Source organism: Pandoraea sp. XY-2, from assembly GCF_004193915.1.
GTDB lineage: Bacteria > Pseudomonadota > Gammaproteobacteria > Burkholderiales > Burkholderiaceae > Pandoraea > Pandoraea cepalis.
In genome coordinates this window covers 4,661,115-4,682,604 of the sequence record NZ_CP030849.1, presented here as the reverse complement: position 1 = coordinate 4,682,604, position 21,490 = coordinate 4,661,115, and the positions used below count along the sequence as shown (strand labels likewise).

The 21,490-nt window shown below is 61.8% G+C and carries 23 protein-coding genes; 18 read left to right on the top strand and 5 right to left on the bottom strand.

All coding sequences use genetic code 11. The annotated features are described in order from the left end of the window. The first annotated feature begins 10 nt into the window (after positions 1–10). The 12 genes from rpmD (at position 11) to dsbD (ending at position 8,115) form a co-directional block, all read left to right on the top strand. Entirely contained in the window at positions 11–193 is a 183-nt protein-coding gene (gene rpmD, locus DRB87_RS21230) for a 50S ribosomal protein L30 (RefSeq protein WP_017235789.1), read from the top strand. 11 nt (positions 194–204) lie between these two features. Then, positions 205–639, top strand: a complete 435-nt coding sequence (gene rplO, locus DRB87_RS21225) for a 50S ribosomal protein L15 (RefSeq protein ID WP_017235788.1) — start codon at positions 205–207, stop codon at positions 637–639. Between the two features lie 23 nt (positions 640–662). Continuing rightward, positions 663–2,000 carry a preprotein translocase subunit SecY gene (secY, locus tag DRB87_RS21220; protein ID WP_017235787.1) on the top strand — a complete coding sequence of 446 codons (1,338 nt, stop codon included), beginning with the start codon at positions 663–665 and terminating at the stop codon, positions 1,998–2,000. Positions 2,001–2,009: 9 nt separating this feature from the next. Next, positions 2,010–2,228 (top strand): translation initiation factor IF-1, encoded by a 219-nt coding sequence (gene infA, locus DRB87_RS21215; RefSeq protein ID WP_007869286.1) that lies wholly within the window; start codon positions 2,010–2,012, stop codon positions 2,226–2,228. Between the two features lie 19 nt (positions 2,229–2,247). Next, positions 2,248–2,364 carry a 50S ribosomal protein L36 gene (gene rpmJ / locus DRB87_RS21210; RefSeq protein ID WP_010804115.1) on the top strand — a complete coding sequence of 39 codons (117 nt, stop codon included), beginning with the start codon at positions 2,248–2,250 and terminating at the stop codon, positions 2,362–2,364. A gap of 35 nt (positions 2,365–2,399) precedes the next feature. Further along, the gene (rpsM, locus tag DRB87_RS21205) at positions 2,400–2,765 is read left to right on the top strand and encodes a 30S ribosomal protein S13 (protein ID WP_017235786.1); all 366 of its coding nucleotides are present in this window, start codon (positions 2,400–2,402) and stop codon (positions 2,763–2,765) included. A gap of 17 nt (positions 2,766–2,782) precedes the next feature. Beyond that, the gene (rpsK, locus tag DRB87_RS21200; protein ID WP_010804113.1) at positions 2,783–3,187 is read left to right on the top strand and encodes a 30S ribosomal protein S11; all 405 of its coding nucleotides are present in this window, start codon (positions 2,783–2,785) and stop codon (positions 3,185–3,187) included. A gap of 152 nt (positions 3,188–3,339) precedes the next feature. Beyond that, positions 3,340–3,963: a 30S ribosomal protein S4 gene (gene rpsD, locus DRB87_RS21195; protein ID WP_017235785.1), complete on the top strand. Its 624-nt coding sequence runs from the start codon at positions 3,340–3,342 to the stop codon at positions 3,961–3,963. Between the two features lie 105 nt (positions 3,964–4,068). Beyond that, a complete protein-coding gene (gene rpoA, locus DRB87_RS21190; protein WP_017235784.1) occupies positions 4,069–5,046 on the top strand; it encodes a DNA-directed RNA polymerase subunit alpha in 978 nt (325 codons plus the stop codon). A 165-nt stretch (positions 5,047–5,211) separates the two neighbouring features. After that, positions 5,212–5,604 carry a 50S ribosomal protein L17 gene (gene rplQ, locus DRB87_RS21185; RefSeq protein ID WP_017235783.1) on the top strand — a complete coding sequence of 131 codons (393 nt, stop codon included), beginning with the start codon at positions 5,212–5,214 and terminating at the stop codon, positions 5,602–5,604. A gap of 194 nt (positions 5,605–5,798) precedes the next feature. Beyond that, positions 5,799–6,131 (top strand): divalent-cation tolerance protein CutA, encoded by a 333-nt coding sequence (gene cutA, locus DRB87_RS21180; protein ID WP_130027427.1) that lies wholly within the window; start codon positions 5,799–5,801, stop codon positions 6,129–6,131. Continuing rightward, positions 6,124–8,115, top strand: coding sequence for a protein-disulfide reductase DsbD (gene dsbD, locus DRB87_RS21175; RefSeq protein ID WP_240756091.1), 1,992 nt, complete (start codon positions 6,124–6,126; stop codon positions 8,113–8,115). The genes cutA and dsbD overlap by 8 nt, the downstream gene beginning before the upstream one ends. Positions 8,116–8,200: 85 nt before the next feature. Here dsbD and hemB read toward each other — a convergent pair whose 3' ends face one another. Further along, positions 8,201–9,199, bottom strand: coding sequence for a porphobilinogen synthase (hemB, locus tag DRB87_RS21170; protein WP_130027426.1), 999 nt, complete (start codon positions 9,197–9,199; stop codon positions 8,201–8,203). Between the two features lie 598 nt (positions 9,200–9,797). Next, on the bottom strand, positions 9,798–10,469 hold the full coding sequence (gene yihA / locus DRB87_RS21165) for a ribosome biogenesis GTP-binding protein YihA/YsxC (RefSeq protein WP_130027425.1): 672 nt from the start codon (positions 10,467–10,469) through the stop codon (positions 9,798–9,800). Positions 10,470–10,767: 298 nt separating this feature from the next. Here yihA and DRB87_RS21160 point away from each other — a divergent pair, with 298 nt between their 5' ends. The 5 genes from DRB87_RS21160 to msrQ all read left to right on the top strand — a co-directional run bounded on the left by DRB87_RS21160 (position 10,768) and on the right by msrQ (position 16,905). After that, positions 10,768–11,424: a cytochrome c gene (locus DRB87_RS21160; RefSeq protein WP_130027424.1), complete on the top strand. Its 657-nt coding sequence runs from the start codon at positions 10,768–10,770 to the stop codon at positions 11,422–11,424. A 166-nt stretch (positions 11,425–11,590) separates the two neighbouring features. Then, positions 11,591–13,726 (top strand): cytochrome c biogenesis protein ResB, encoded by a 2,136-nt coding sequence (locus tag DRB87_RS21155; RefSeq protein ID WP_240756090.1) that lies wholly within the window; start codon positions 11,591–11,593, stop codon positions 13,724–13,726. Between the two features lie 11 nt (positions 13,727–13,737). Continuing rightward, complete coding sequence (gene ccsB / locus DRB87_RS21150) at positions 13,738–14,922, top strand: c-type cytochrome biogenesis protein CcsB (protein ID WP_130027423.1); 1,185 nt, start codon at positions 13,738–13,740, stop codon at positions 14,920–14,922. Positions 14,923–15,126: 204 nt separating this feature from the next. Then, positions 15,127–16,125, top strand: coding sequence for a protein-methionine-sulfoxide reductase catalytic subunit MsrP (gene msrP / locus DRB87_RS21145; RefSeq protein WP_130027422.1), 999 nt, complete (start codon positions 15,127–15,129; stop codon positions 16,123–16,125). Between the two features lie 27 nt (positions 16,126–16,152). Then, positions 16,153–16,905: a protein-methionine-sulfoxide reductase heme-binding subunit MsrQ gene (gene msrQ / locus DRB87_RS21140; protein WP_130027421.1), complete on the top strand. Its 753-nt coding sequence runs from the start codon at positions 16,153–16,155 to the stop codon at positions 16,903–16,905. On the opposite strand, the gene lysA is transcribed toward msrQ, so the two are convergent. After that, positions 16,833–18,101, bottom strand: coding sequence for a diaminopimelate decarboxylase (gene lysA / locus DRB87_RS21135; RefSeq protein ID WP_130027420.1), 1,269 nt, complete (start codon positions 18,099–18,101; stop codon positions 16,833–16,835). The genes msrQ and lysA overlap by 73 nt on opposite strands. A gap of 88 nt (positions 18,102–18,189) precedes the next feature. Then, on the bottom strand, positions 18,190–18,417 hold the full coding sequence (locus tag DRB87_RS21130; protein WP_085982717.1) for a lipoprotein: 228 nt from the start codon (positions 18,415–18,417) through the stop codon (positions 18,190–18,192). 57 nt (positions 18,418–18,474) lie between these two features. Between DRB87_RS21130 and cyaY the strand changes: the two genes are divergently transcribed. Next, positions 18,475–18,795, top strand: coding sequence for an iron donor protein CyaY (gene cyaY / locus DRB87_RS21125; protein WP_130027419.1), 321 nt, complete (start codon positions 18,475–18,477; stop codon positions 18,793–18,795). Between the two features lie 94 nt (positions 18,796–18,889). On the opposite strand, the gene DRB87_RS21120 is transcribed toward cyaY, so the two are convergent. Beyond that, entirely contained in the window at positions 18,890–21,331 is a 2,442-nt protein-coding gene (locus DRB87_RS21120; RefSeq protein ID WP_130027418.1) for a penicillin-binding protein 1A, read from the bottom strand. Positions 21,332–21,490: the final 159 nt, after the last annotated feature.

Below are 21,490 nucleotides of genomic sequence, written 5' to 3'. Positions count from 1 at the left end.
GGTGATCAATATGTCGCAGCAAACTGTGAAAGTTAAGCTGGTCAAGAGCCTGATCGGTACGCGTGAAGAACATCGCGCGACCGTGCGGGGCCTGGGCCTGCGTCGAATCAATTCGGTCAGCGAGTTGCAGGATACGCCCGCTGTGCGGGGCATGATCAACAAGGTCTCGTACCTTGTGGCGATCGTCGACTGAGCGAGGGCAAAATGGAATTGAATTCGATTAAGCCGGCAGAAGGCGCCAAGCACGCCAAACGCCGCGTTGGCCGTGGCATCGGTTCGGGTCTGGGTAAAACCGCCGGCCGTGGTCACAAGGGTCAAAAGTCGCGTTCGGGCGGCTTCCACAAGGTTGGCTTCGAAGGCGGTCAAATGCCGCTGCAACGTCGCCTGCCGAAGCGTGGTTTCAAGTCGCTGACGCGTCGTTTCGTGGGCGAAGTTCGCCTGTCGGACCTGAACAACCTGCCGGTCGACGAGATCGATCTGTTGGTTCTGAAGCAGGCCGGTCTGGTGAGCGAGCTGTCGCTGTCGGCCAAGGTCATCGCCTCGGGCGAGATCACCCGCAAGGTCGTTGTGAAGGGTCTGGGCGTCACCAAAGGTGCGCTCACGGCAATTCAAGCGGCTGGCGGTTCGGTTGCAGAGTAAGTTAGGTCACCCCGGAGCCAGCATTGGCCAAGTCTCCTAATCTCGCTAAGCCTGGTACGCAGGGCCCGAAGTATGCGGATCTGCGCCGGCGGCTGGTTTTCCTGCTGCTGGCGTTGATCGTCTACCGTATTGGTGCGCATATCCCGGTGCCGGGCATCGACCCCGATCAGCTGGCGCAGTTGTTCCAGCGCCAGTCGGGCGGGATCCTGGGCATGTTCAACATGTTCTCGGGTGGCGCGTTGTCGCGTTTCACGATCTTCGCGCTGGGGATCATGCCGTACATTTCGGCGTCGATCATCATGCAGCTGTTGGCGATGGTTTCGCCGCAGTTGGAAGCCTTGCGCAAGGAAGGTCAGTCCGGACAGCGCAAGATCACGCAGTACACCCGGTATTTCACGGTGCTACTCGCGCTCTTCCAGGCCGCAGCGATCGCAGTGACGTTGGAGAGCGAGCCGGGGCTCGTCGTCGATCCGGGCATGCTGTTCCGCCTGACGACGGTGATCACGCTCGTGACCGGCACGATGTTCCTGATGTGGCTTGGTGAGCAGATCACCGAACGCGGCCTGGGTAACGGTATCTCGATCATCATCTTTGGTGGTATCGCGGCCGGTCTGCCGAACGCTGTGGGCGGTTTGTTCGAGCTTGTCAGCACGGGTTCGATTGGTCCGTTCTCGGCCATCGTGATCTGCGCCCTCGTGGTACTCGTGACGTTCTTCGTCGTGTTTGTCGAACGAGGTCAGCGCAAGATCCTCGTGAACTACGCCAAACGTCAGGTAGGCAACAAGGTGTACGGCGGCCAGGCTTCGCACCTGCCGCTCAAGCTGAACATGGCAGGCGTGATTCCGCCGATCTTCGCATCGTCAATCATCCTGTTCCCGGCAACGATCGCGAATTGGTTCGGCGCAGGCGAAAGCACGCGCTGGCTCAAGGATTTCGCGGCGAAGTTGTCGCCGGGTCAGCCGATCTACGTGATGCTCTACGCTTTGGCGATCGTGTTCTTTTGCTTCTTCTACACCGCATTGGTGTTCAACAGCAAAGAGACCGCGGACAACCTGAAGAAGAGCGGCGCGTTTGTACCGGGCATCCGTCCGGGCGATCAGACGGCGCGGTACATCGACAAGATCCTGACGCGCCTGACACTGGCCGGTGCGGCTTACGTCACGCTGGTGTGTTTGCTGCCTGAGTTTCTGGTGTTGCGTTGGAACGTCCCGTTCTACTTCGGTGGAACCTCACTGCTGATTATCGTGGTGGTGACGATGGATTTCATGGCTCAAGTGCAGTCGTATGTGATGTCGCAACAGTATGAGTCGCTGCTCAAAAAGGCGAATTTCAAGGGCGGCAATAACATGACGCTTCGCTGACCTTGGGTCATGTCGAAAGACGACGTTATTCAAATGCAGGGCGAGGTCGTTGAAAACCTCCCCAATGCCACCTTCCGGGTAAAGCTGGAAAATGGCCATGTAGTACTCGGACATATTTCCGGCAAGATGCGGATGCACTACATCCGAATCTTGCCTGGAGATAAGGTGACGGTAGAGTTGACGCCCTACGATCTGTCGCGTGCGCGGATCGTCTTCCGGGCGAAGTGATTAGAGAGAGGGAATTGTCATGAAAGTTTTGGCATCTGTTAAGTGCATCTGCCGCAATTGCAAGTTTGTGAAGCGCAAAGGCGTGCTGCGCGTGATCTGCAGTTCGGATCCGCGCCACAAGCAACGTCAGGGCTAATCGGCCTTTAACGCTATTTAGTTGGGGAATTACGAATGGCTCGTATCGCAGGGGTTAACATCCCGAATCACCAGCACACCGCAATCGGCTTGACGGCCATTTACGGTGTCGGCCGCACGCGCGCTCGCCAGATTTGCGACGCCGCCGGTGTGCCGTTCTCGAAGAAGGTCAAAGACCTCGACGACGCTGATCTCGAAAAGCTGCGTGATCAAGTCGGTCAACTGACGGTCGAGGGCGACCTGCGCCGTGAAGTGACCATGAACATCAAGCGCCTGATGGACCTGGGCTGCTATCGTGGTATGCGTCACCGCAAGGGCTTGCCGCTTCGCGGTCAGCGTACCCGTACCAATGCGCGTACCCGCAAGGGCCCGCGTAAGGCCGGCGTCTCGCTGAAGAAGTAACCAGAGGATAGGAACTCATGGCTAAGCAACAGAACAACGCCGCTTCGCAGCGCGTTCGCAAGAAGGTCAAGAAGAGCGTTGCCGAAGGCGTCGTGCACGTCCACGCTTCGTTCAACAACACCATCATCACGATCACCGATCGTCAGGGCAACGCACTGGCATGGGCGACCTCGGGTGGCCAGGGCTTTAAGGGTTCGCGCAAGTCGACCCCGTTCGCTGCCCAGGTTGCTGCCGAGTCGGCTGGCCGCGTGGCACTGGAATACGGTGTGAAGAACCTGGAAGTTCGCATCAAGGGCCCGGGCCCGGGTCGCGAATCCGCGGTTCGTGCGCTGAACGCGCTGGGTATCAAGATCACGGCCATCTCGGACGTGACGCCGGTCCCGCACAACGGCTGCCGCCCGCCGAAGCGTCGTCGCATCTAAGACGCAGAAGCAAATCCTGCTATAATCGCGGGTTCGCGCACGGCCTCGGCCGTGCGCGTAGCAATTTCTAAGACCACCGTCCGGTACACAGGTACCGGACTTGCGTAGTGGACAAGGTTCGCTGCGTCAGATTTTGAGATAAAGGAACAACCGTGGCACGTTATATCGGCCCGAAGGCCAAACTCTCCCGCCGTGAAGGTACTGACCTCTTCCTGAAGAGCGCACGCCGCTCGCTCGCCGACAAGTGCAAGCTGGATAGCAAGCCGGGTCAGCATGGTCGCACCTCGGGTGCTCGTACGTCGGATTACGGCAACCAACTGCGCGAAAAGCAGAAGGTCAAGCGTATCTACGGCGTGCTTGAGCGCCAGTTCCGTCGCTATTTCGCGGAAGCCGATCGCGTCAAGGGCAACACGGGTGAAAACCTGCTGCAACTGCTCGAGTCGCGTCTCGACAACGTCGTGTACCGCATGGGCTTTGGCTCGACGCGTGCTGAAGCGCGCCAGTTGGTCGGCCACAAGGCGATCTCGCTGAATGGTGTTGTTTCCAACATCCCGTCGATCAAGGTCAAGGCCGGCGACGTGATCACTGTGCGCGACGCTGCCAAGAAGCAAGTGCGTATTCAAGAGGCACTGTCGCTGGCGGAGCAAGTCGGTTTCCCGATCTGGGTTTCGGTTGACGCCAAGAAGATGGAAGGCACTTTCAAGGCACTGCCGGAACGTAGCGATATCGCGGGCGACATCAACGAAAGCCTGATCGTTGAATTGTATTCGCGTTAATATCCGTATGCTGACGCGCCTCACGGCGCGTTTTTGCGTTCCGTGCAGGTTGTCACGCATCAGCCTTATCGGTGTAACGAGCCGAGGGTATTGAAAAGGAAACCTATGCAAACCAGTTTGTTGAAGCCCAAGATCATTGCGGTTGAGCCGGTCGGTGAGCATCACGCCAAAGTCGTGATGGAGCCGTTCGAACGTGGCTACGGCCACACCTTGGGTAACGCGCTTCGCCGCGTGCTGTTGTCGTCGATGGTCGGTTATGCCCCGACCGAAGTGACGATCGCCGGCGTTGTGCACGAATATTCCACCATCGACGGTGTACAGGAAGATGTCGTTAACTTCCTGTTGAACCTGAAGGGTGTGGTGTTCAAGCTGCATAACCGTGACGAAGTCACCGTTACGCTGCGCAAGGATGGTGAAGGTGTGGTGCGTGCTTCGGATATCGAAGTGCCGCATGATGTAGAACTGATCAATCCCGACCACGTGATCGCGCATCTGGCCAAGGGCGGCAAGCTCGACGTACAGATCAAGATCGAAAAGGGTCGTGGTTATGTCCCGGGTAACGTGCGCCGTTACGGCGACGAATCGGCCAAGGTGATTGGCCGCATCGTTCTGGATGCGTCGTTCTCGCCGGTCAAGCGCGTGAGCTACGCGGTCGAATCGGCCCGCGTGGAGCAGCGTACGGACCTGGACAAGCTCGTGATGAACATCGAAACCAACGGTGTGGTGTCGCCGGAAGAAGCGATCCGTCTGTCGGCTCGCATCCTCGTCGACCAACTGTCGGTGTTCGCTGCGCTGGAAGGCACGGAAGCCGCCAGCGAAGCACCGTCGCGTGCGCCGCAGATCGATCCGATCCTGCTGCGCCCGGTGGACGATCTTGAGTTGACGGTGCGTTCGGCCAACTGCTTGAAGGCTGAAAACATCTACTACATCGGCGACCTGATCCAGCGTACCGAGAACGAATTGCTCAAGACCCCGAATCTGGGTCGCAAATCGCTCAACGAGATCAAGGAAGTGCTTGCCTCGCGTGGCCTCACGCTGGGCATGAAGCTCGAAAACTGGCCGCCGGCCGGTCTCGAGAAGTAAAGGTGTAACGACATGGCCGCCTTGGGGCGGCCGTGTCGCTACGTAAGTGCGGCGCGTCGGAATGTCCTTGATGTTCCGATACGGCCGATAGCGAAGGTACCGGCCCGCGGTGGTTGTCACCGATAGAAGAGCTAGGTCGAAAACTCTGTTTAAAGGAAAGTTGAAATGCGTCACCGTCATGGTCTTCGTAAGCTGAACCGTACCAGCAGCCACCGTCTGGCAATGCTGCGCAATATGTCGAACTCGTTGATCCAACACGAAGCGATCAAGACCACGCTGCCGAAGGCGAAGGAACTGCGCAAGGTCGTCGAGCCCCTCATCACGCTGGGTAAGAAGGATTCGCTGGCCAACCGTCGTCTGGCGTTCAACCGCCTGCGCGATCGCGACATGGTCACCAAGCTGTTCAACGAACTGGGCCCGCGCTTTGCCAACCGTCCGGGCGGCTACCTGCGCATCCTGAAGATGGGTTTCCGCGTTGGCGATAACGCACCGATGGCGTTCGTCGAACTGCTGGACCGCCCGGAAGTCGACACGGAAGCGCCGGAAGTGGCTGAGTAAGCGACACGCGCAACGGTCTTTTCAAGGCCGTGAGCCGTAAAAAGAAGCCAGGTCAACGACCTGGCTTTTTTCATTTTTTGGCGTCGTCCGAACCCGTCTGCTCGCCAGTCTGGAAATCGCTGGCCGATCGGGCACATTTCGCGGCGTCGGTGTACAGTGAACGATCCACACGCTCGAATGGTCTACGCCACATCATGGACGCCCTTCTTATCGTCACGACGACGTTTCCCGACGAGGCCAGCGCTACCGCCGCCATCGACGGCATGCTGGCCGAGCGGCTGGCGGCGTGCGTGCAGCAAATGGCACCGGTGCGTTCGAGCTATCGCTGGCAAGGCAAGCGCGAGACGAGCGTGGAAGTGCCGCTCATGATCAAGACGACGGCAGCGCGTTACAGCGCGCTGGAGCAATACATTAAAGAACATCATCCCTACGACGTGCCTGAGATTGTGGCGTGGCCCGCCACGGCAGCGCTGCCAGCCTACGCGCGGTGGGTTGAGGATGAGACGCGGGAGGCGTTGCATGTCTGACGTGAAGACGATGGCGGGACGGGGGATCCCGCAAGGCAGTCGCAATGGGCACGGCCCGATGCAACATCGGGTCTTGTGGCTATGGTCGGTCGCATTACTGATGGTGGCGGCAGTTCTGTTGCTCGGGGCCAAGCGGGTCTACGCCGCTGACGATTTTCTCGACCCGGATGTCGCCTTCAAGGTATCGAAGACGGAGCAGCCCGGGGCGGTGCTGCTGCATTTCGAAGTGGCCAAGGGCTACTACCTCTATCGAGAACGGTTTGCTTTCGCCGCCGACAATCCTGCCGTCACGCTTGGCGTACCGGTGTTCCCGAAGGGTGAAGTCAAACGCGACGAGACTTTCGGCAAGGACATGGAGGTGTATCACGAGCCTATCGACGTTCGCATCCCGGTGAGTCGGGCGGGGGCCCCGTTTACGCTGAACGTCACCATGCAGGGCTGCGCCGAGAAGGGGCTGTGCTATCCCCCGATGGACAAGCCGTTGAAAATTTCCGCAGCCGCGATTGGCGGCGCGAATCGCGAGACTTCAGCCGGCGAATCAACGTCGGTTCCCACAACGCCGGCCTTGCTCGGCGGCATGGCGCAAGCGTCGAGCGGTGGGAAGATCATCACGTCGCCGGAATCCGTATCGACAGTCCCCAGCGCTGACACGGCCAACGGCTGGTTGTCCGCGCGAGACGACTATAGCGAGGCTGAGCGGATCCTCACCGGCGGCAGCTTCGTGCTGGCATTGGCGATCTTCTTCGCGCTGGGTGTCGGGTTGGCGTTCACGCCGTGTGTGTTGCCGATGGTCCCGATTCTCCTGTCGATTGTCGCAGGGCAGGGAGCCAGTCGAGGCAAGGCCGTGCGTCTGGCCATTGCCTATGTGCTCGGCATGTCCGTGGTGAACACTGTCATTGGTGTGGCCGCTGGATTGCTGGGGCAAGGTCTGATCGCGTTCCTGCAGGCGCCGTGGGTGCTGGTCTCGTTCGCGCTGCTCATGATCGTTCTGTCGTTGTCGATGTTCGGCATGTACGAGATTCAATTACCGTTGGCGTTGCGCGCTCGAATCGATGACGCCGCTCGCAAGCAGGCATCGGGTCAATGGATCGGCGCGGCGATGATGGGCGTGCTATCGGGACTGATCGTGAGCCCATGTGTGACCGCCCCGCTGGCGGCCGCGCTCGCCTTTATCGCGAAGACGGGAGATGCGGTCTTCGGTGGCGCAACGCTCTTCGCATTGTCGCTTGGGATGGGCTTACCGCTTGTGCTCCTCGCGGGCGGCGGCGGTGCATTGCTGCCGCGTGCGGGGGCATGGATGGGCGGCGTGAAACGCTTCTTCGGCTTCCTGCTTCTGGGCGTTGCGCTGTGGATTGTGCGGCCATTGCTGACCACGCCCGTTCTGTTGTTGGGATGGGGGGCCTTGCTGTTGGTGGCCGCCGCGTTCATGCACGTTTTCGATCGACTGCCCGATGGTGTCGGCGCTGCACGGCGCGTGCTCAAGGGGTTAGGCGTTGTGGTCGCCCTTCTTGGCGCCGCGGCGTTGGTGGGGGCGGTAACCGGGGCGCGTGATCCGCTTGCGCCACTCGCGGGGTTAACGGTGGCCACCTCGGGGCGCGCCAACGCACCCGTGGACGAGGGCGCCAAGTTCCGCCGCGTACGCAGCGTTGCAGAGCTCGATCAGGTCATCGCGACGGCGGGGCGTCCGGTGATGTTCGACTTCTATGCGGACTGGTGCATTAGCTGCAAGGAAATGGAGCGCTCCGTTTTCACGGATCCACGTGTCAAAGCCCGTCTCGATCAGGTGGTGCTCGTGCAGGCGGACGTCACGGCCAACAGCGCTGATGATCAGGCGCTGCTCAAGCGCTTCGGACTGTTCGGCCCGCCAGGCATTATCTTCTTTGATGGCAGCGGTAACGAGAGGACGGGGATGCGCGTGATCGGCGCACAGTCGGCGGATCAGTTCCTGCGCAGTCTGGACAAGGCCCTCGGCCCGGCCGCCTGAGCGCTGCGGCCGGAATCCGATCGCTGCCGCCCGAACCCGAGCGCGGGTCGTCGCGAACGGATTCGGTGGTGCGGCCAAGCACTGCTTAGGCTTGCGCGCGAATCAGCCTTGCTGCGTCGAGCGCGAAGTACGTCAGGATGCCATCGGCGCCAGCACGTTTGAAGGCGAGCAGCGACTCCATCATGACCTTGTCGTGATCGAGCCAACCGTTTTGCGCAGCGGCCTTGAGCATCGCGTACTCGCCGCTGACCTGATAAGCGTAGGTGGGGAAGCGGAACTCGTCCTTCACGCGGCGTACGATGTCCAGGTACGGCATGCCGGGCTTGACCATCACCATGTCCGCACCTTCCTCGATGTCGAGCGCGACTTCGCGCAGCGCTTCGTCGGAGTTGGCGGGATCCATCTGGTACGTCATCTTGTTGCCCTTGCCCAGATTCGATGCCGACCCGACGGCGTCGCGGAACGGCCCGTAAAAGGCCGATGCGTACTTGGCCGCATAGGCCATGATTCGCGTGTGGATGTGGCCAGCGTCTTCGAGCGCTTCGCGAATAGCGCCGATGCGCCCGTCCATCATGTCGGAGGGGGCGACGATGTCCACGCCCGCTTCCGCCTGAGTGAGGGCTTGCTTTACGAGAATGCCGGTCGTCACGTCGTTGATGACGTAACCGTTTTCGTCGAGCACGCCATCCTGACCATGGCTCGTGTACGGGTCGAGGGCGACGTCCGTCAATACACCCAGATCCGGGAAGTGGCGCTTGAGCTCGCGCACGGCGCGCGGGACCAGACCGTCCGGGTTGGCGGCTTCGATGCCGTCGGGTGTTTTGAGCGTTGCCTCGATATTCGGGAACAGCGAGATCACCGGGACGCCGAGCGTGACACAGGTGTCGGCCACGCGCAGCAGTTCGTCGACCGAGACGCGTTCGACGCCGGGCATCGAGGCGACGGCCTCGCGGCGGTTTTCGCCTTCAAGGATGAACACGGGATAAATGAGGTCGTCGCACGTCAGGTGGTTCTCTCGCATCAGACGGCGCGAGAAGTCATCGCGTCGCATGCGGCGCGGGCGAAGCAGGGGGAAGGAACTCATGCGAAGGGTCCTTTGGACGGAGAATGGTGCGTCGAAGATTCCGGTGAAAGCGGTCGCGTGGGCGTCCCGAAAGCGGCGCGTCATTGCCGCTGGCTCGGCGATCCAGTCCGCGGGAAGGTGCGCAAAAAAGGGCACTTGCCGGGAAACTTTCGAACGCATGGTATATCATACCAACCGGATGTTCGCACTGCGTGTGACGTCCCCCGCTTCTCCTCCCTGAGCGGGCGCCTGTCGTTCTACGATAAGGCTCATTTAAACCCGCCGTGCCTACACGGCGGTTTTTTTATGGGTGCGCGAATCGTCACCGCGAAGCCCCGGTTGGCCGCGCTTTCCGGCTGATGCGAGAGGCCTCATCCGTTCGGCCGAGGCGCTGTTGTGCCGTCACTTGCGCTCGCCAATTTCCATCGACCTCACGAAGCGCTACGCGGCTTGCCGCGACGATTTGTCGCGCTCCGCTGAGACCCTGTCTGCCGTCTACCTTGGCGGCTTGACCAAACGCTGCGTTGCACCTGCGGTGTGGGGTTGTCTGGGCGGCGGTGGAGACGGGCAACGAGGACGCGCTCGATCCCTCGTTGACACGACGGATCAGGTCACACGGTCACGCTTTCTTGGCGTCGTCGCGGGCCGGTATGGCGAGCCAGTCTTCGAGCACGCGTTGTGCCTCCTCGAGACCGGTACGCTTGAGCGATGAGAACAGTTGCGCCGTGAATTGCGGTTTCGTGGCGGGATCGTCGGAAGGCAGTCCGTCGGTGCGAGGCATTGCGGCCAGACGCGTTCGTGTGTCGCGAAGCACGACCGTTGCTTCCTGGCGCGTGAGTTTGTCCACCTTGGTCAGTAACACATGGATGGGACGTCCGGTCGTCTTGAACCAGTCGATCAACTTGCAATCGAGTTCCGTGAACGGCCGGCGCGAGTCCATCAGCAGGACGAGACCGCGTAATTGCGGTCGCTGCACCAGATAGTCCCCGAGGAGCTGCTGCCAGTGCACCTTCACGCCACCGCCGACCTCGGCGTAGCCATAGCCGGGCAAATCGACGAGATAGCCGTACAGATGCTCAAGGTGCGCGATCTCGAAGTAGTTGATGTGCTGCGTACGGCCTGGCGTCTTGCTCGAGAAGGCCAGCCGCTTCTGGTTGCACAGGATGTTGAGCGCGCTGGACTTGCCCGCGTTCGAGCGGCCCGCGAAGGCGACCTCGGGCACGGCCGTGGGCGGCAGGTCGCGCAGATGATTGACGGTCGTGAAGAAGCGGGCTTGATGAAGTAGGGACATGACGGAGACCGAGGAGCGCCGCAGCCACGGGAACCGGGCTGCAACGCGGACGCAGGGCACGCAAGACGGTGGGTCTGATGCCCCCCGGAGATGGCTCGGGAAGCCCCGTTCTGCGGCCTTCTACATGGAAATCCCCTAAAGTCGGGGAAAGACTTTATTGTACAATATGAAAGTTAACCTTGGCCTGGCCAAGGCTTGTCCGAACGTCTCGCGCGCCGTGAGGTTGGAGGAGAAACGCGGCGCCGGACGGTGAGTTCGAACGACCGATTTCCCGACAAAACAGATATAAGGTGTGCGAATGAACCGAGGAGTGTGGAAGTCTCTCGCTGCAACACCGTTGGCACTGGCGTGCTTTCTTCTGAGCGGTGCTGGACAAGCCGCCGAGGCGCAGGCGCCCGCCAAACCCGACCTGAACCGGGGACAGGCCATTGCCAGTCAGGTTTGTGCCGCCTGCCACGCGGCAGACGGCAACAGCGCCGGCGGCGCGTATCCGAAGCTTGCCGGTCAGCACGCCGAATATCTCTACAAGCAACTCACCGAATTCAAGGCCCAGCCCGGCAAAACGCCGGTGCGTAATAACGCCATCATGGCCGGCATGGTCGCCGCACTGTCCGATCAGGACATGCGCAATGTCTCCGCCTATTTCGCCTCGCAAACCATGAAGCCGGGTGCCGCGCACGACAAGGACACCGTGCCGCTGGGCCAGAAGATCTACCGCGGCGGGCTGGCCGAAAAGGGCGTTCCCGCCTGCGCCTCATGCCACGGCCCGACCGGCGCCGGCATGCCGTCGCAGTACCCCCGACTGTCCGGCCAGTGGGCGGAATACACCGCCGCCCAGTTGGTGGCGTTCCGCGACGAGGTTCGCAAGAACAATGCGCCGATGCATACGGTCGCCTCGCGTTTGTCGGACAAGGAAATCAAGGCAGTCGCGGATTACATCGCCGGTTTGCGCTGATCGGCAGGCCCTGCCCTGACATCATGTGAACGTCGGGGTATATTCGCTGACTTATAGCGAAACCAGCCATGGCGCTGCAGGGCGACCGGGTCGAACTGGTTTAGCATACACAGGGTGGCGGGCGCGTAAGAGACGCGTCCCCGCCCTTTTTGTTGTTGGAAACAGGATGAGCCTCAGTACCTCCGGAATGCAGATCAAGGGCGCGCAGCGATGGGTGCGCGACGGCGTCGAGCTGGTCAGCTCGATGCGTTTCGCCATCAGCCTGCTGAGCGTGCTTGCGATTGCCAGCATCGTTGGCACCGTGCTCAAGCAGGGCGACCCTTACCCCAACTACGTCAATCAGTTCGGTCCATTCTGGGCCGGCATCTTCCGCTCGCTCGGTCTGTACACCGTGTACAGCGCGTGGTGGTTCCTGCTGATCCTTTTCTTCCTGATGGCGTCGACGACGCTGTGCATCGTGCGCAATGCGCCGAAGATGATCGCGGACATCCGGAGCTGGCGAGATCACGTGCGCGAGGGCAGTCTACGTGCCTTCGGCCATAAGGCTGAATACACCGGCCCGGCGTCGCGCACCGAACTCGTGTCGCGTCTCACGGGCTATCTCGGACGTCGCAGTTATCGTTTCGTCGTGCGCGAGCGCGATGGCGCGACGCTTGTTGCGGCCAAGACCGGCGCGATCAACAAGGTCGGCTACATCTTCGCGCACAGTGCGATCGTGATCATTTGCCTGGGCGGGCTGGTCGACAGCGATCTGCTCATTCGTCTCCAGATGGTGCTGTTCGGCAAGTCGCCGCTGCAGGGCAACGCTGTGATTGCCCAGATTCCCGAGACGCACCGTCTCTCGCCGAACAATCCGGCGTTTCGCGGCTACGCGTTCGTGCCGGAGGGTGGCAAATCGAACACGGCGATTCTGAATTTCCAGGACGGCTCGGTCGTGCAGGACCTGCCATTCTCTGTCGAACTGAAGAAATTTCACGTCGATTACTACTCGACCGGCATGCCTAAGTTGTTCGCGAGCGATATCGTGGTCACCGACCCGGAGACCGGCAAGTCGATGAACGCGACGGTGAAGGTTAACGAGCCGTTCATCTACAAGGGCGTCGCGATCTACCAGTCGAGCTTCGAGGACGGTGGCAGCAAGCTGAAATTGACCGGGTATCCCATGCACGGCGTGTCCGACCGGACGTTCGCATTTTCGGGGAACGTGGGCGGTTCGACGCAACTGCGCAGCGGCGTCGCGGGTCGGGATGAATACACCGTCGAGTTCAGCGATTTCCGCGCGATCAACGTCGAGAACATCAGCAATGGCGCCGGCGAGCGCGACGTGCGCGGCGTGGCGCGCAAAACATTGCGCGACGATCTGAACGCGCGACTGGGCTCGGGGGCTCGCCCCGATGTGGGCAAGGATCTGCGCAACGTCGGGCCGTCGGTACAGTACAAGGTGCGCGACCGCAGCGGGCAGGCGAAGGAGTACCGCAACTACATGCTGCCGATTCTGGTGGACGATGGCGAGCGGGTCTTCATGACCGGCGTGCGCGACACGCCAGACGGCCCGTTCCAGTATCTGCGCATCCCGGCGGACGCTGACGGCTCCGTCAAGCAGTGGATGCTGCTGCGCGCCGCGCTTCAGGACGATGGGGCCCGGGCCGAAGCTGCCCGGCGGTTTGCTGCGCAATCACTGCCGTCGCAAACGTCGGCGGCATTGCGAACACAGTTGCAGGAAAGCGCCAAACGCGAGTTGGATCTGTTTGCCGGCGCCATTCCAGCAAGCAAAACCAGCCAGACGAAGGGCGGCCTGCAGGCGATTGCGGAGTTCGTCAACGAGAAGGTTCCTCAGGATCAGCAATCGAGCGCGGCCGACATGTTCCGTCGTATTCTCGACGGTACCGTCTGGCAACTGTGGCAGGTCGCGCGAGAACAGGCCGGGCAGCCGGCCATGACGCCCACGCCCGAAAACGAGCGTTTCGTGCATACGGCGACCAATGCACTGTCCGACAATTTTCTGTACGACGCCCCGGTTTTCCTGCAGCTCGATTCGTTCGATCAGATTCAGGCGAGCGTCTTCCAGCTCACGCGCTCGCCGGGTAAGAAGATCGTGTATCTTGGCAGCTTGCTGCTGGTACTCGGCATCTTCTCGATGTTTTACGTGCGCGAGCGGCGTCTGTGGTTGTGGCTGAAAGACACGCCGGACGGCGGCAGTTCGGTATTGATGGCGGTGTCGACCACGCGCCGCACACTGGATTTCGAAAAGGAATTCGCCCGTACGAAGGCGGAGATCGACGAGATCGTCACAAAACGATAAGGGTGAGACAGATGCAGTTATCGCAAAACTATTCGGAAGTCTCGTGGCTGCGCCGCCGCAGTGTTGGCGACTGGCTGTTCGCGCTGGCGCTGGCGATCGGGGCGGGCTTTGCTCTGAATCGCTACGGCCATTACATGGATTACTACGAGCACACGATTCTGGTGCTCTGCGTGCCGGCTTTCGCGCTGTTGGGCTGGCACTGGCGGTCCGTGCGGTGGCTGATGGCCGGAATCGCGATTCTCGCCCTTTCGGGCATCGGGTTGTATCACCATGATCTGGCGCGCGCCGATCAGGCCTTCCTGCTCAAGTATTTCCTTTCGAGTCAGTCGGCCATCCTGTGGATGAGTGCGCTGTTCTTCCTGGCGACGAGCTTCTACTGGGGCGGCTTGATCGCACGCTCGCCGTTCGGTGCGAGCGTCGGCTCGACGCTGTGCTGGGCCGCCGTACTGCTTGGCTTCACCGGCATGATGGTGCGTTGGTACGAATCGTATCTCGTGGGCGCCGACGTCGGCCATATCCCGATTTCGAACCTGTACGAAGTGTTCGTGCTCTTCTGCATGATCACGGCGCTGTTCTACCTTTACTACGAACATCACTACGAGACGCGCGCGCTCGGGCCGTTCGTGCTGCTCGTGATCAGCGCGGCGGTCGGTTTCAATCTCTGGTACAGCGTGGCGCGTAGTGCCTATGAGATCCAGCCGCTGGTGCCGGCGTTGCAGAGCTGGTGGATGAAGATCCACGTGCCCGCGAATTTCATCGGTTACGGCACGTTCTCGCTTGCGGCGATGGTCTCGGTGGCGTATCTGCTCAAGTCGAGCGAAAACAAGCGTCTGGCCCTGGCCAGCAAGCCGCTCGACAGCGGATTCTTCTCGTCGCGCCTGCCGTCGCTCGAACTGCTCGACGACCTGATGTACAAGGCGATTGCCGTCGGTTTCGCGTTCTTCACGATCGCCACGATTCTCGGCGCGCTGTGGGCGGCCGACGCATGGGGCGGTTACTGGAGCTGGGATCCGAAGGAGACCTGGGCGCTGATCGTGTGGCTGAACTACGCGGCGTGGCTGCACATGCGGCTGATGAAGGGATTGCGGGGTGTGGTGGCGGCCTGGTGGTCGTTGACCGGCCTGTTGATCACGACCTTCGCATTCCTCGGCGTGAACATGTTCCTCTCGGGGCTGCACAGCTACGGTCAACTCTGACGTGTGTCGTCGCGTCGGGCGCGACTCCAAAGCCGCCGCACGCGGGTGCCGGCGGCTTTTTTCGTCATGCCGTAAGATTTTGCGCACCGGGAGGGAGGGAACGACGCCGTCCCGGTGCCAGTCTCAAAGTTGACATGGGCAGGTGAGTCCGCAAATTTACGGAATCGGCAACGGTGCCGGAAAGGCCAGGCACGAGGGGGCATCATGAGTCAAGATCAGTCGCGGCTGCGCGGGGCGGATATTCCGGCGAGCGACATTACGCCTCGCGAGGTTGTGACCGCGCGCCGGCGCTTTCTGCGCGCGTCGGGTGCCGGGTTGACGGGGTTGGGCGGCGCTGCCCTCGGCGTGCTGCCGCAGCGCTCGGCCTTCGCGGCTGACAGTCCTGGCGTCGGACTGGCGAAACTGACGGCAGCGCGCAACGCGCGTTACGTCATCACCGACAAGACGACCGATATCAACGACGTCACCACCTACAACAACTTCTACGAGTTCGGCACCGACAAGTCCGATCCGTCGCGCCGCGCCAGCACGCTCAAGCCGCACCCGTGGCAGGTCGCGATCGAGGGTGAGGTCCGGCAGCCGAAGGTCTTCGACATCGATGCGCTGCTCAAGCTCGCGCCGCTCGAGGAGCGTGTCTATCGCCACCGCTGCGTGGAGGGGTGGTCGATGGTGATCCCCTGGGTCGGCTACTCGCTGTCCGAACTCATCCGCCGAGTGCAGCCGACGGGCAACGCGAGGTATGTGGAATTTGTGACGCTTGCCGATCCGAAGCAGATGCCGGGGCTGTCGTATCCGGTGTTGAGTTGGCCGTATGTGGAGGGACTGCGGATGGACGAAGCGATGCATCCGCTGTCACTGCTGACTTTCGGATTGTATGGGGAGGTGCTGCCCAACCAGAATGGCGCGCCGGTGCGCATGGTGGTGCCATGGAAGTATGGGTTCAAGAGCGCCAAATCGATCGTCGCGATTCGTTTCGTCGAGAAAATGCCACTCACGAGCTGGAATCGCGCGGCGCCGGACGAGTATGGCTTCTACTCGAACGTGAATCCCACCGTCGATCATCCGCGCTGGAGTCAGGCGACCGAGCGTCGCATTGGCGAGGGCGGTATTTTCACGCCCAAGCGCAAGACGCTGATGTTCAATGGTTACGGCGATCAGGTGGCCAGCCTGTACCAGGGCATGGATCTGCGAAAATTCTTTTGAACGGACGCGCCGCGTCGATTTGCCGATATGTCGATAACGTCACGTAATCCGGGCGAGGATTCCGGCGTTGCCGCGCAGGCGCGGGAGGCCGGCCGTCACGCGCCTCGGCCGCAACGGTGGTTGTCGTGGGTGAAAGTCGCTGTGTTCGTGCTCGCGCTGTCGCCGTGGCTGCGGCTTGTCGCGTATGGCATGACGGACCGCCTGGGGGCCAATCCAGTCGAGTTCATCACCCGATCGACAGGCACCTGGACGCTGGTCATGCTGTGCATCACGCTCGCGATCACGCCGATGCGCCGCCTGTCGGGGCTGCCGTGGCTATTGCGACTTCGCCGCATGCTTGGGTTGTTTGCGTGCTTCTACGGCACACTGCATTTCGCGACGTATGTGTGGCTGGATCAGTGGTTCGATTGGGCGAGCATCGTGCGCGACGTGTCGGGCAAGCGCCCCTTCATTACCGTCGGATTTGCTGCGTTCGTGCTGATGGTGACGTTGGCGCTCACGTCGCCGCACGCGGTGGTCCGGCGCATGGGCGGGCGGCGCTGGCAGCGGTTGCATCGCCTGATCTATGCGATTGCCGTGCTGGCGATCCTGCACTACTGGTGGATGAAAGCGGGCAAGAACGATCTGGCCCAGCCGGCGGTCTACGCGATCGTGGTCGCGAGCCTGCTCGGCGCCCGTGTGCTGTGGGCGCTTCGCAGGCGGCGGGCTCAGGCGTGGTCGGGCAGCAGTCGTTCGCCCGCGAAGAGCGATTCGACCGTCTCACGTTCGCGAACGAGGTAGGCTTCGTTGCCGTCGACCATGACTTCGGCGGCGCGCGGACGCGTATTGTAGTTGGAACTCATCGTGAAGCCGTAGGCACCTGCCGAGCGAATGGCGAGTAGATCGCCGGGTGCAATCGCCAAGGCGCGGTCGCGCCCCAGCCAGTCGCCGCTTTCGCACACGGGACCCACGACGTCGTAAATCACGCCGTCGCCGGCACGTCGCTCGACCGGATCGATGCCGTGATAGGCCTCATACATCGCAGGACGCGCCAGATCGTTCATCGCCGCATCGACGATGGCAAAGTTCTTCGTCTCACCGTGCTTGAGGAACTCCACGCGAGTAAGCAGGACACCGGCGTTGCCGACGAGCGAGCGGCCCGGCTCGAACAGCACTTGACGGTGCCCGTGGCCGCGCTTGGCGATGTGATCGAGCAGCGTGGTGGCGAACGCGGTGATGTCGGGTGGCGTTTCGTCCGTATAAGTGATGCCCAGGCCGCCGCCCACGTCGATGTGATGTAGCGAGATGCCCGCCGCTTCGAGCTTTTCGACCAGATCGAGCACCTTGTCGGTGGCGTCGAGATACGGCGAAATTTCCGTGATCTGCGAGCCGATATGGCAGTCGATGCCGACGACTTCGAGGTTCGGCATGGCGGCGGCGGCGCGATAGGCGTCGAAGGCTTCTTCGTAGGCCACACCGAACTTGTTGCCGCGCAGGCCGGTGGAAATGTACGGATGCGTCTTGGCGTCGACGTTCGGGTTCACGCGCAGCGAAACGCGAGCGCGCTTGCCCGCTTGCCCGGCCACTTCATTGAGTCGGTCCAGTTCCGGACGCGATTCGACGTTGAAGCAGAAAACGTTCTTTTCCAACGCGTAGCGCATTTCGTCGGCGTGCTTGCCGACACCCGAGAACACGGCGCGCTTCGGATCGCCGCCCGCCGCGATCACGCGAGCGAGTTCACCGGCGGACACGATGTCGAAACCCGCACCGAGCTTGGCGAACACGCCTAGCACGGCGAGGTTCGAGTTCGCCTTGGCCGCGTAGTGCACGGCGGCGTTGCGGCCTTCGCAGGCCTTGGCATACGCCTGATAGGCGCTTGTCAGAGCCGCTTTCGAATAGACGTACAGCGGCGTGCCGAAACGCTCGGCGAGGGCCGGCAGTGCAACGCCCTCGGCATGGAGTACGTCGTTGCGGTAGGAAAAGATGGCGTCGGACATCGCGAAAACTCGGTAATCAACTAGGGCACGCCGCGGAGGCGGATGGCTTCCGGCCGGCTGAATTCGGCCTGTTCCGCATTGTCGTGGCTTATTCCGGCTTCGCCGCCGGAAGCGACGCGGCCGGCGGCACGTCCACCGACGGGCCTCGCTGTGGCTCGGGCACGAGCGGTGGCGGGGGCAGCGGGGCCCCCGGCGGCGGCGTCGGTTTCACCGGGCGGGCGGGAATGTACAACGGCCCGGCCTGACCGCAACCGGCCAATACGCTCAACAGGGCAATCGACGCTACAATCGCGCAGGTTCGAATAGGTGCAGTCATGGGGGTATCGCCGCGTGGTGCGGCATGCAAACGATGACGCAAACCGTGGAGTTTAGCATGACGGAAAGTGAATTCCTGGCGCTGGCCGAAGCTGTGTTGGCGCAGGTCGAGGCGACTGTCGAGGACAGCGACGTAGATATCGATTGCGAACGAACGGGCAACGTCCTGACGCTCGAATTCGAAGATGGCAGCAAGATCATCGTCAACCTGCAAACGCCGATGAGCGAAATCTGGGTGGCCGCGCGTTCGGGCGGCTACCACTACCGTCTCAAGGGCGACGAATGGCGCGATACGCGCGACGGCACCGAACTGTTTGAGGCCCTGTCGCGCTTCGCGTCACAACAGGCGGGCGAAACGGTAACGTTGCAGGCCGACTGACAGCGAAACCGCAGCGCGGCGGGCGCACCGAAATCGAGGCCGCCGTGCGGACCCGGCGGTCGGGGAGATTGCCGCGCCGCCGCCCATTCACCCTTCAGGGCTTGTTGTTGAACATGTCCAGGATGCGCTGACGCTCCTGACGGTCCACCGGCGCGGGACTCGGCTGGGCGGGCATATGACCGGGCAGCGGTCCCGCCGACGGCCCCAAACCCGCCGAGCCGTCCGGCACGGTATCGGCGCTCAGGCCGACGGTACTCACCGCGCGTCCCGGCGGATAGTCGTCAAAGTAGTAATCGCCATTCGCCTGAATGATCCCCGGTGGTACTGCACGTGTCGATTCCGGCACGCCACGCAAGGCTTTGGCCATGTAGTCGATCCAGATCGGCAGTGCCAGACCGCCCCCGGTTTCGCGGTCCCCCAGATTACGTGGCTGATCGAAGCCGATCCAGGCAACGCCAACCAACTGCGACTGAAAGCCGGCAAACCAGGCATCGTGCGAGTCGTTTGTCGTTCCAGTCTTGCCTGCCAGATCACTGCGTTTGAGCACATTGGTCTTGGCGGCCGTGCCGCGCGTCGCAACGTCGTGCAACATCGAATCCATAATGAACGCGTTGCGCGCCGAAATGGCCCGGATCGATTCGTCGCCCGCAGTGGACGGCTTTTCCTCCATGATCACGTTGCCCTTCGAATCGGTGATGCGCGCCACGATGAACGGATTCACGCGGAAGCCGCCATTGGCAAACACGGCGTAGGCGCTCGCCATTTGCAGTGGCGTGACCATCCCCGCGCCCAGCGCCATCGGCAGATAGGCCGGATGCTTGTCCGCCTCGAAGCCGAAGCGTCCAATGAATTTTTGCGCGTAGCCTGGGGTAATGCTCTGCAGGATACGAATCGACACGAGGTTGCGCGAGCGCATCAGCGCGACGCGCATCGGCATCGGCCCATCGAAGCCGCCTCCGTAGTTCTTCGGCTCCCACGGCTGCCCGCCTGTCTGCGCCGCCGAGAAGTACAACGGTGCGTCGTTGATGATCGTTGCCGGTGCGAAGCCCTTTTCGAGCGCCGCCGAGTAAATGAACGGCTTGAAACTGGAGCCCGGCTGGCGCCAGGCTTGCGTGACGTGGTTGAACTTGTTTCGGCTGAAGTCGAAGCCGCCGACGAGCGAGCGAATCGCGCCGTTCTGCGGGTCGAGCGACACGAATGCCGCTTCGATGTCCGGCATCTGCACAATCCGCCAGTTGTGCTTCGCATCCTGCGTCACACGGATCACCGAGCCCGGGCGAATCTTCTGCTTCGGCTGGGCCTTCGCGCTCAATCCCGCGGCCGCGAAGCGCAGGCCCTCGCCGGTCACGGTCACGTCGTCACCGTTCAGGAGCACGGCTTTAACCTGCTGCGGCGATGAAGAGAGCACGACGGCGGCGACCATATCGCCGCTGTCCGGATGCTCGACCAGCGTGTCGTCGATCAGTTGTTCGCGCTCGCCCTGGTCGTTTGGAAGGTCGATATTGGCTTCGGGCCCGCGATAGCCATGACGTAACTCGTAGGCCATGACGCCGGCGCGCAGCGCTTCGTAGGCAGCTTCCTGATCGGCCGAATTGATCGTCGTGTAGACGTTCAAGCCGCGCGTGTAGATCTCGTCCTTGAACTGCGCGTAGAGCAGCTGGCGAACCATTTCGGCCACGTATCCGGCATGAACGCTGAACTCGCTGCCCAGCCCGCGTACCACCAGTTCCTGCGCGATGGCCTGGTCGTACTCGGACTTCGAGACGTACCCAAGGTCGTACATTCGCTTGAGGATGTACTCCTGGCGGATGCGGGCGCGCTTGTAATTGACGATCGGGTTATAGGCCGAAGGGGCCTTGGGCAGGCCGGCGAGCATGGCGGCCTCGGCGAGCGTGATGTCCTTCAGATCCTTGCCGAAATAAACCCGCGCAGCGCTGGCGAACCCATAAGCGCGTTCGCCGAGATAGATCTGATTCATATACAGCTCGAGAATCTGATCCTTCGTGAGGCGCGACTCGATCTTGTAGGCGAGAAGCGCTTCGTAGATCTTGCGCGTGTACGTCTTTTCGCTTGAGAGGAAGAAGTTGCGCGCGACTTGCATCGTGATCGTGCTGGCGCCTTGCGCGGATCCGCCACGCGCGAAGTTGGCGACGCCCGCGCGGAAGATGCCGATGAAGTCGACCCCGCCGTGCTGATAGAAGCGGTCGTCCTCGATGGCGAGGACGGCCTTCTTCATCACGTCGGGAATATCGGAGAAGCGCACCAGATTACGGCGCTCCTCACCGAACTCGCCAATCTGGATGTCGTCGGCGGTATAGATGCGCAGCGGAATCTTCGGCCGGTAGTCGACGATCGTGTCGAGCGACGGCAATTGCGGCGTCATCACCACCAGGATGTACCCCGCGAGCAGCGCGCCACAGACGACCATCGCGGCGAACAGGCCAGCGAACCACAGCGTAATGCGCAGCCAGAGAGAGCGGCGCGGCTTGGGTGGGCGCTTGTCGCGGGGTGTCTCGGTTTGGGGTTTGCTTGCCATGGGGGAACCGGAAAAATCAATGAACCGATTATAACGAACGACTCGACGCCTCTCGCCGCAGGCCCCCGAAATCGGAGTTCTGGCCTATGGGGTATAGGAGTGGGACGAGAAAGTACCGGCGCGGATTCCTAAACCGCGTCGCGTTTGCCCGGCGGCCGT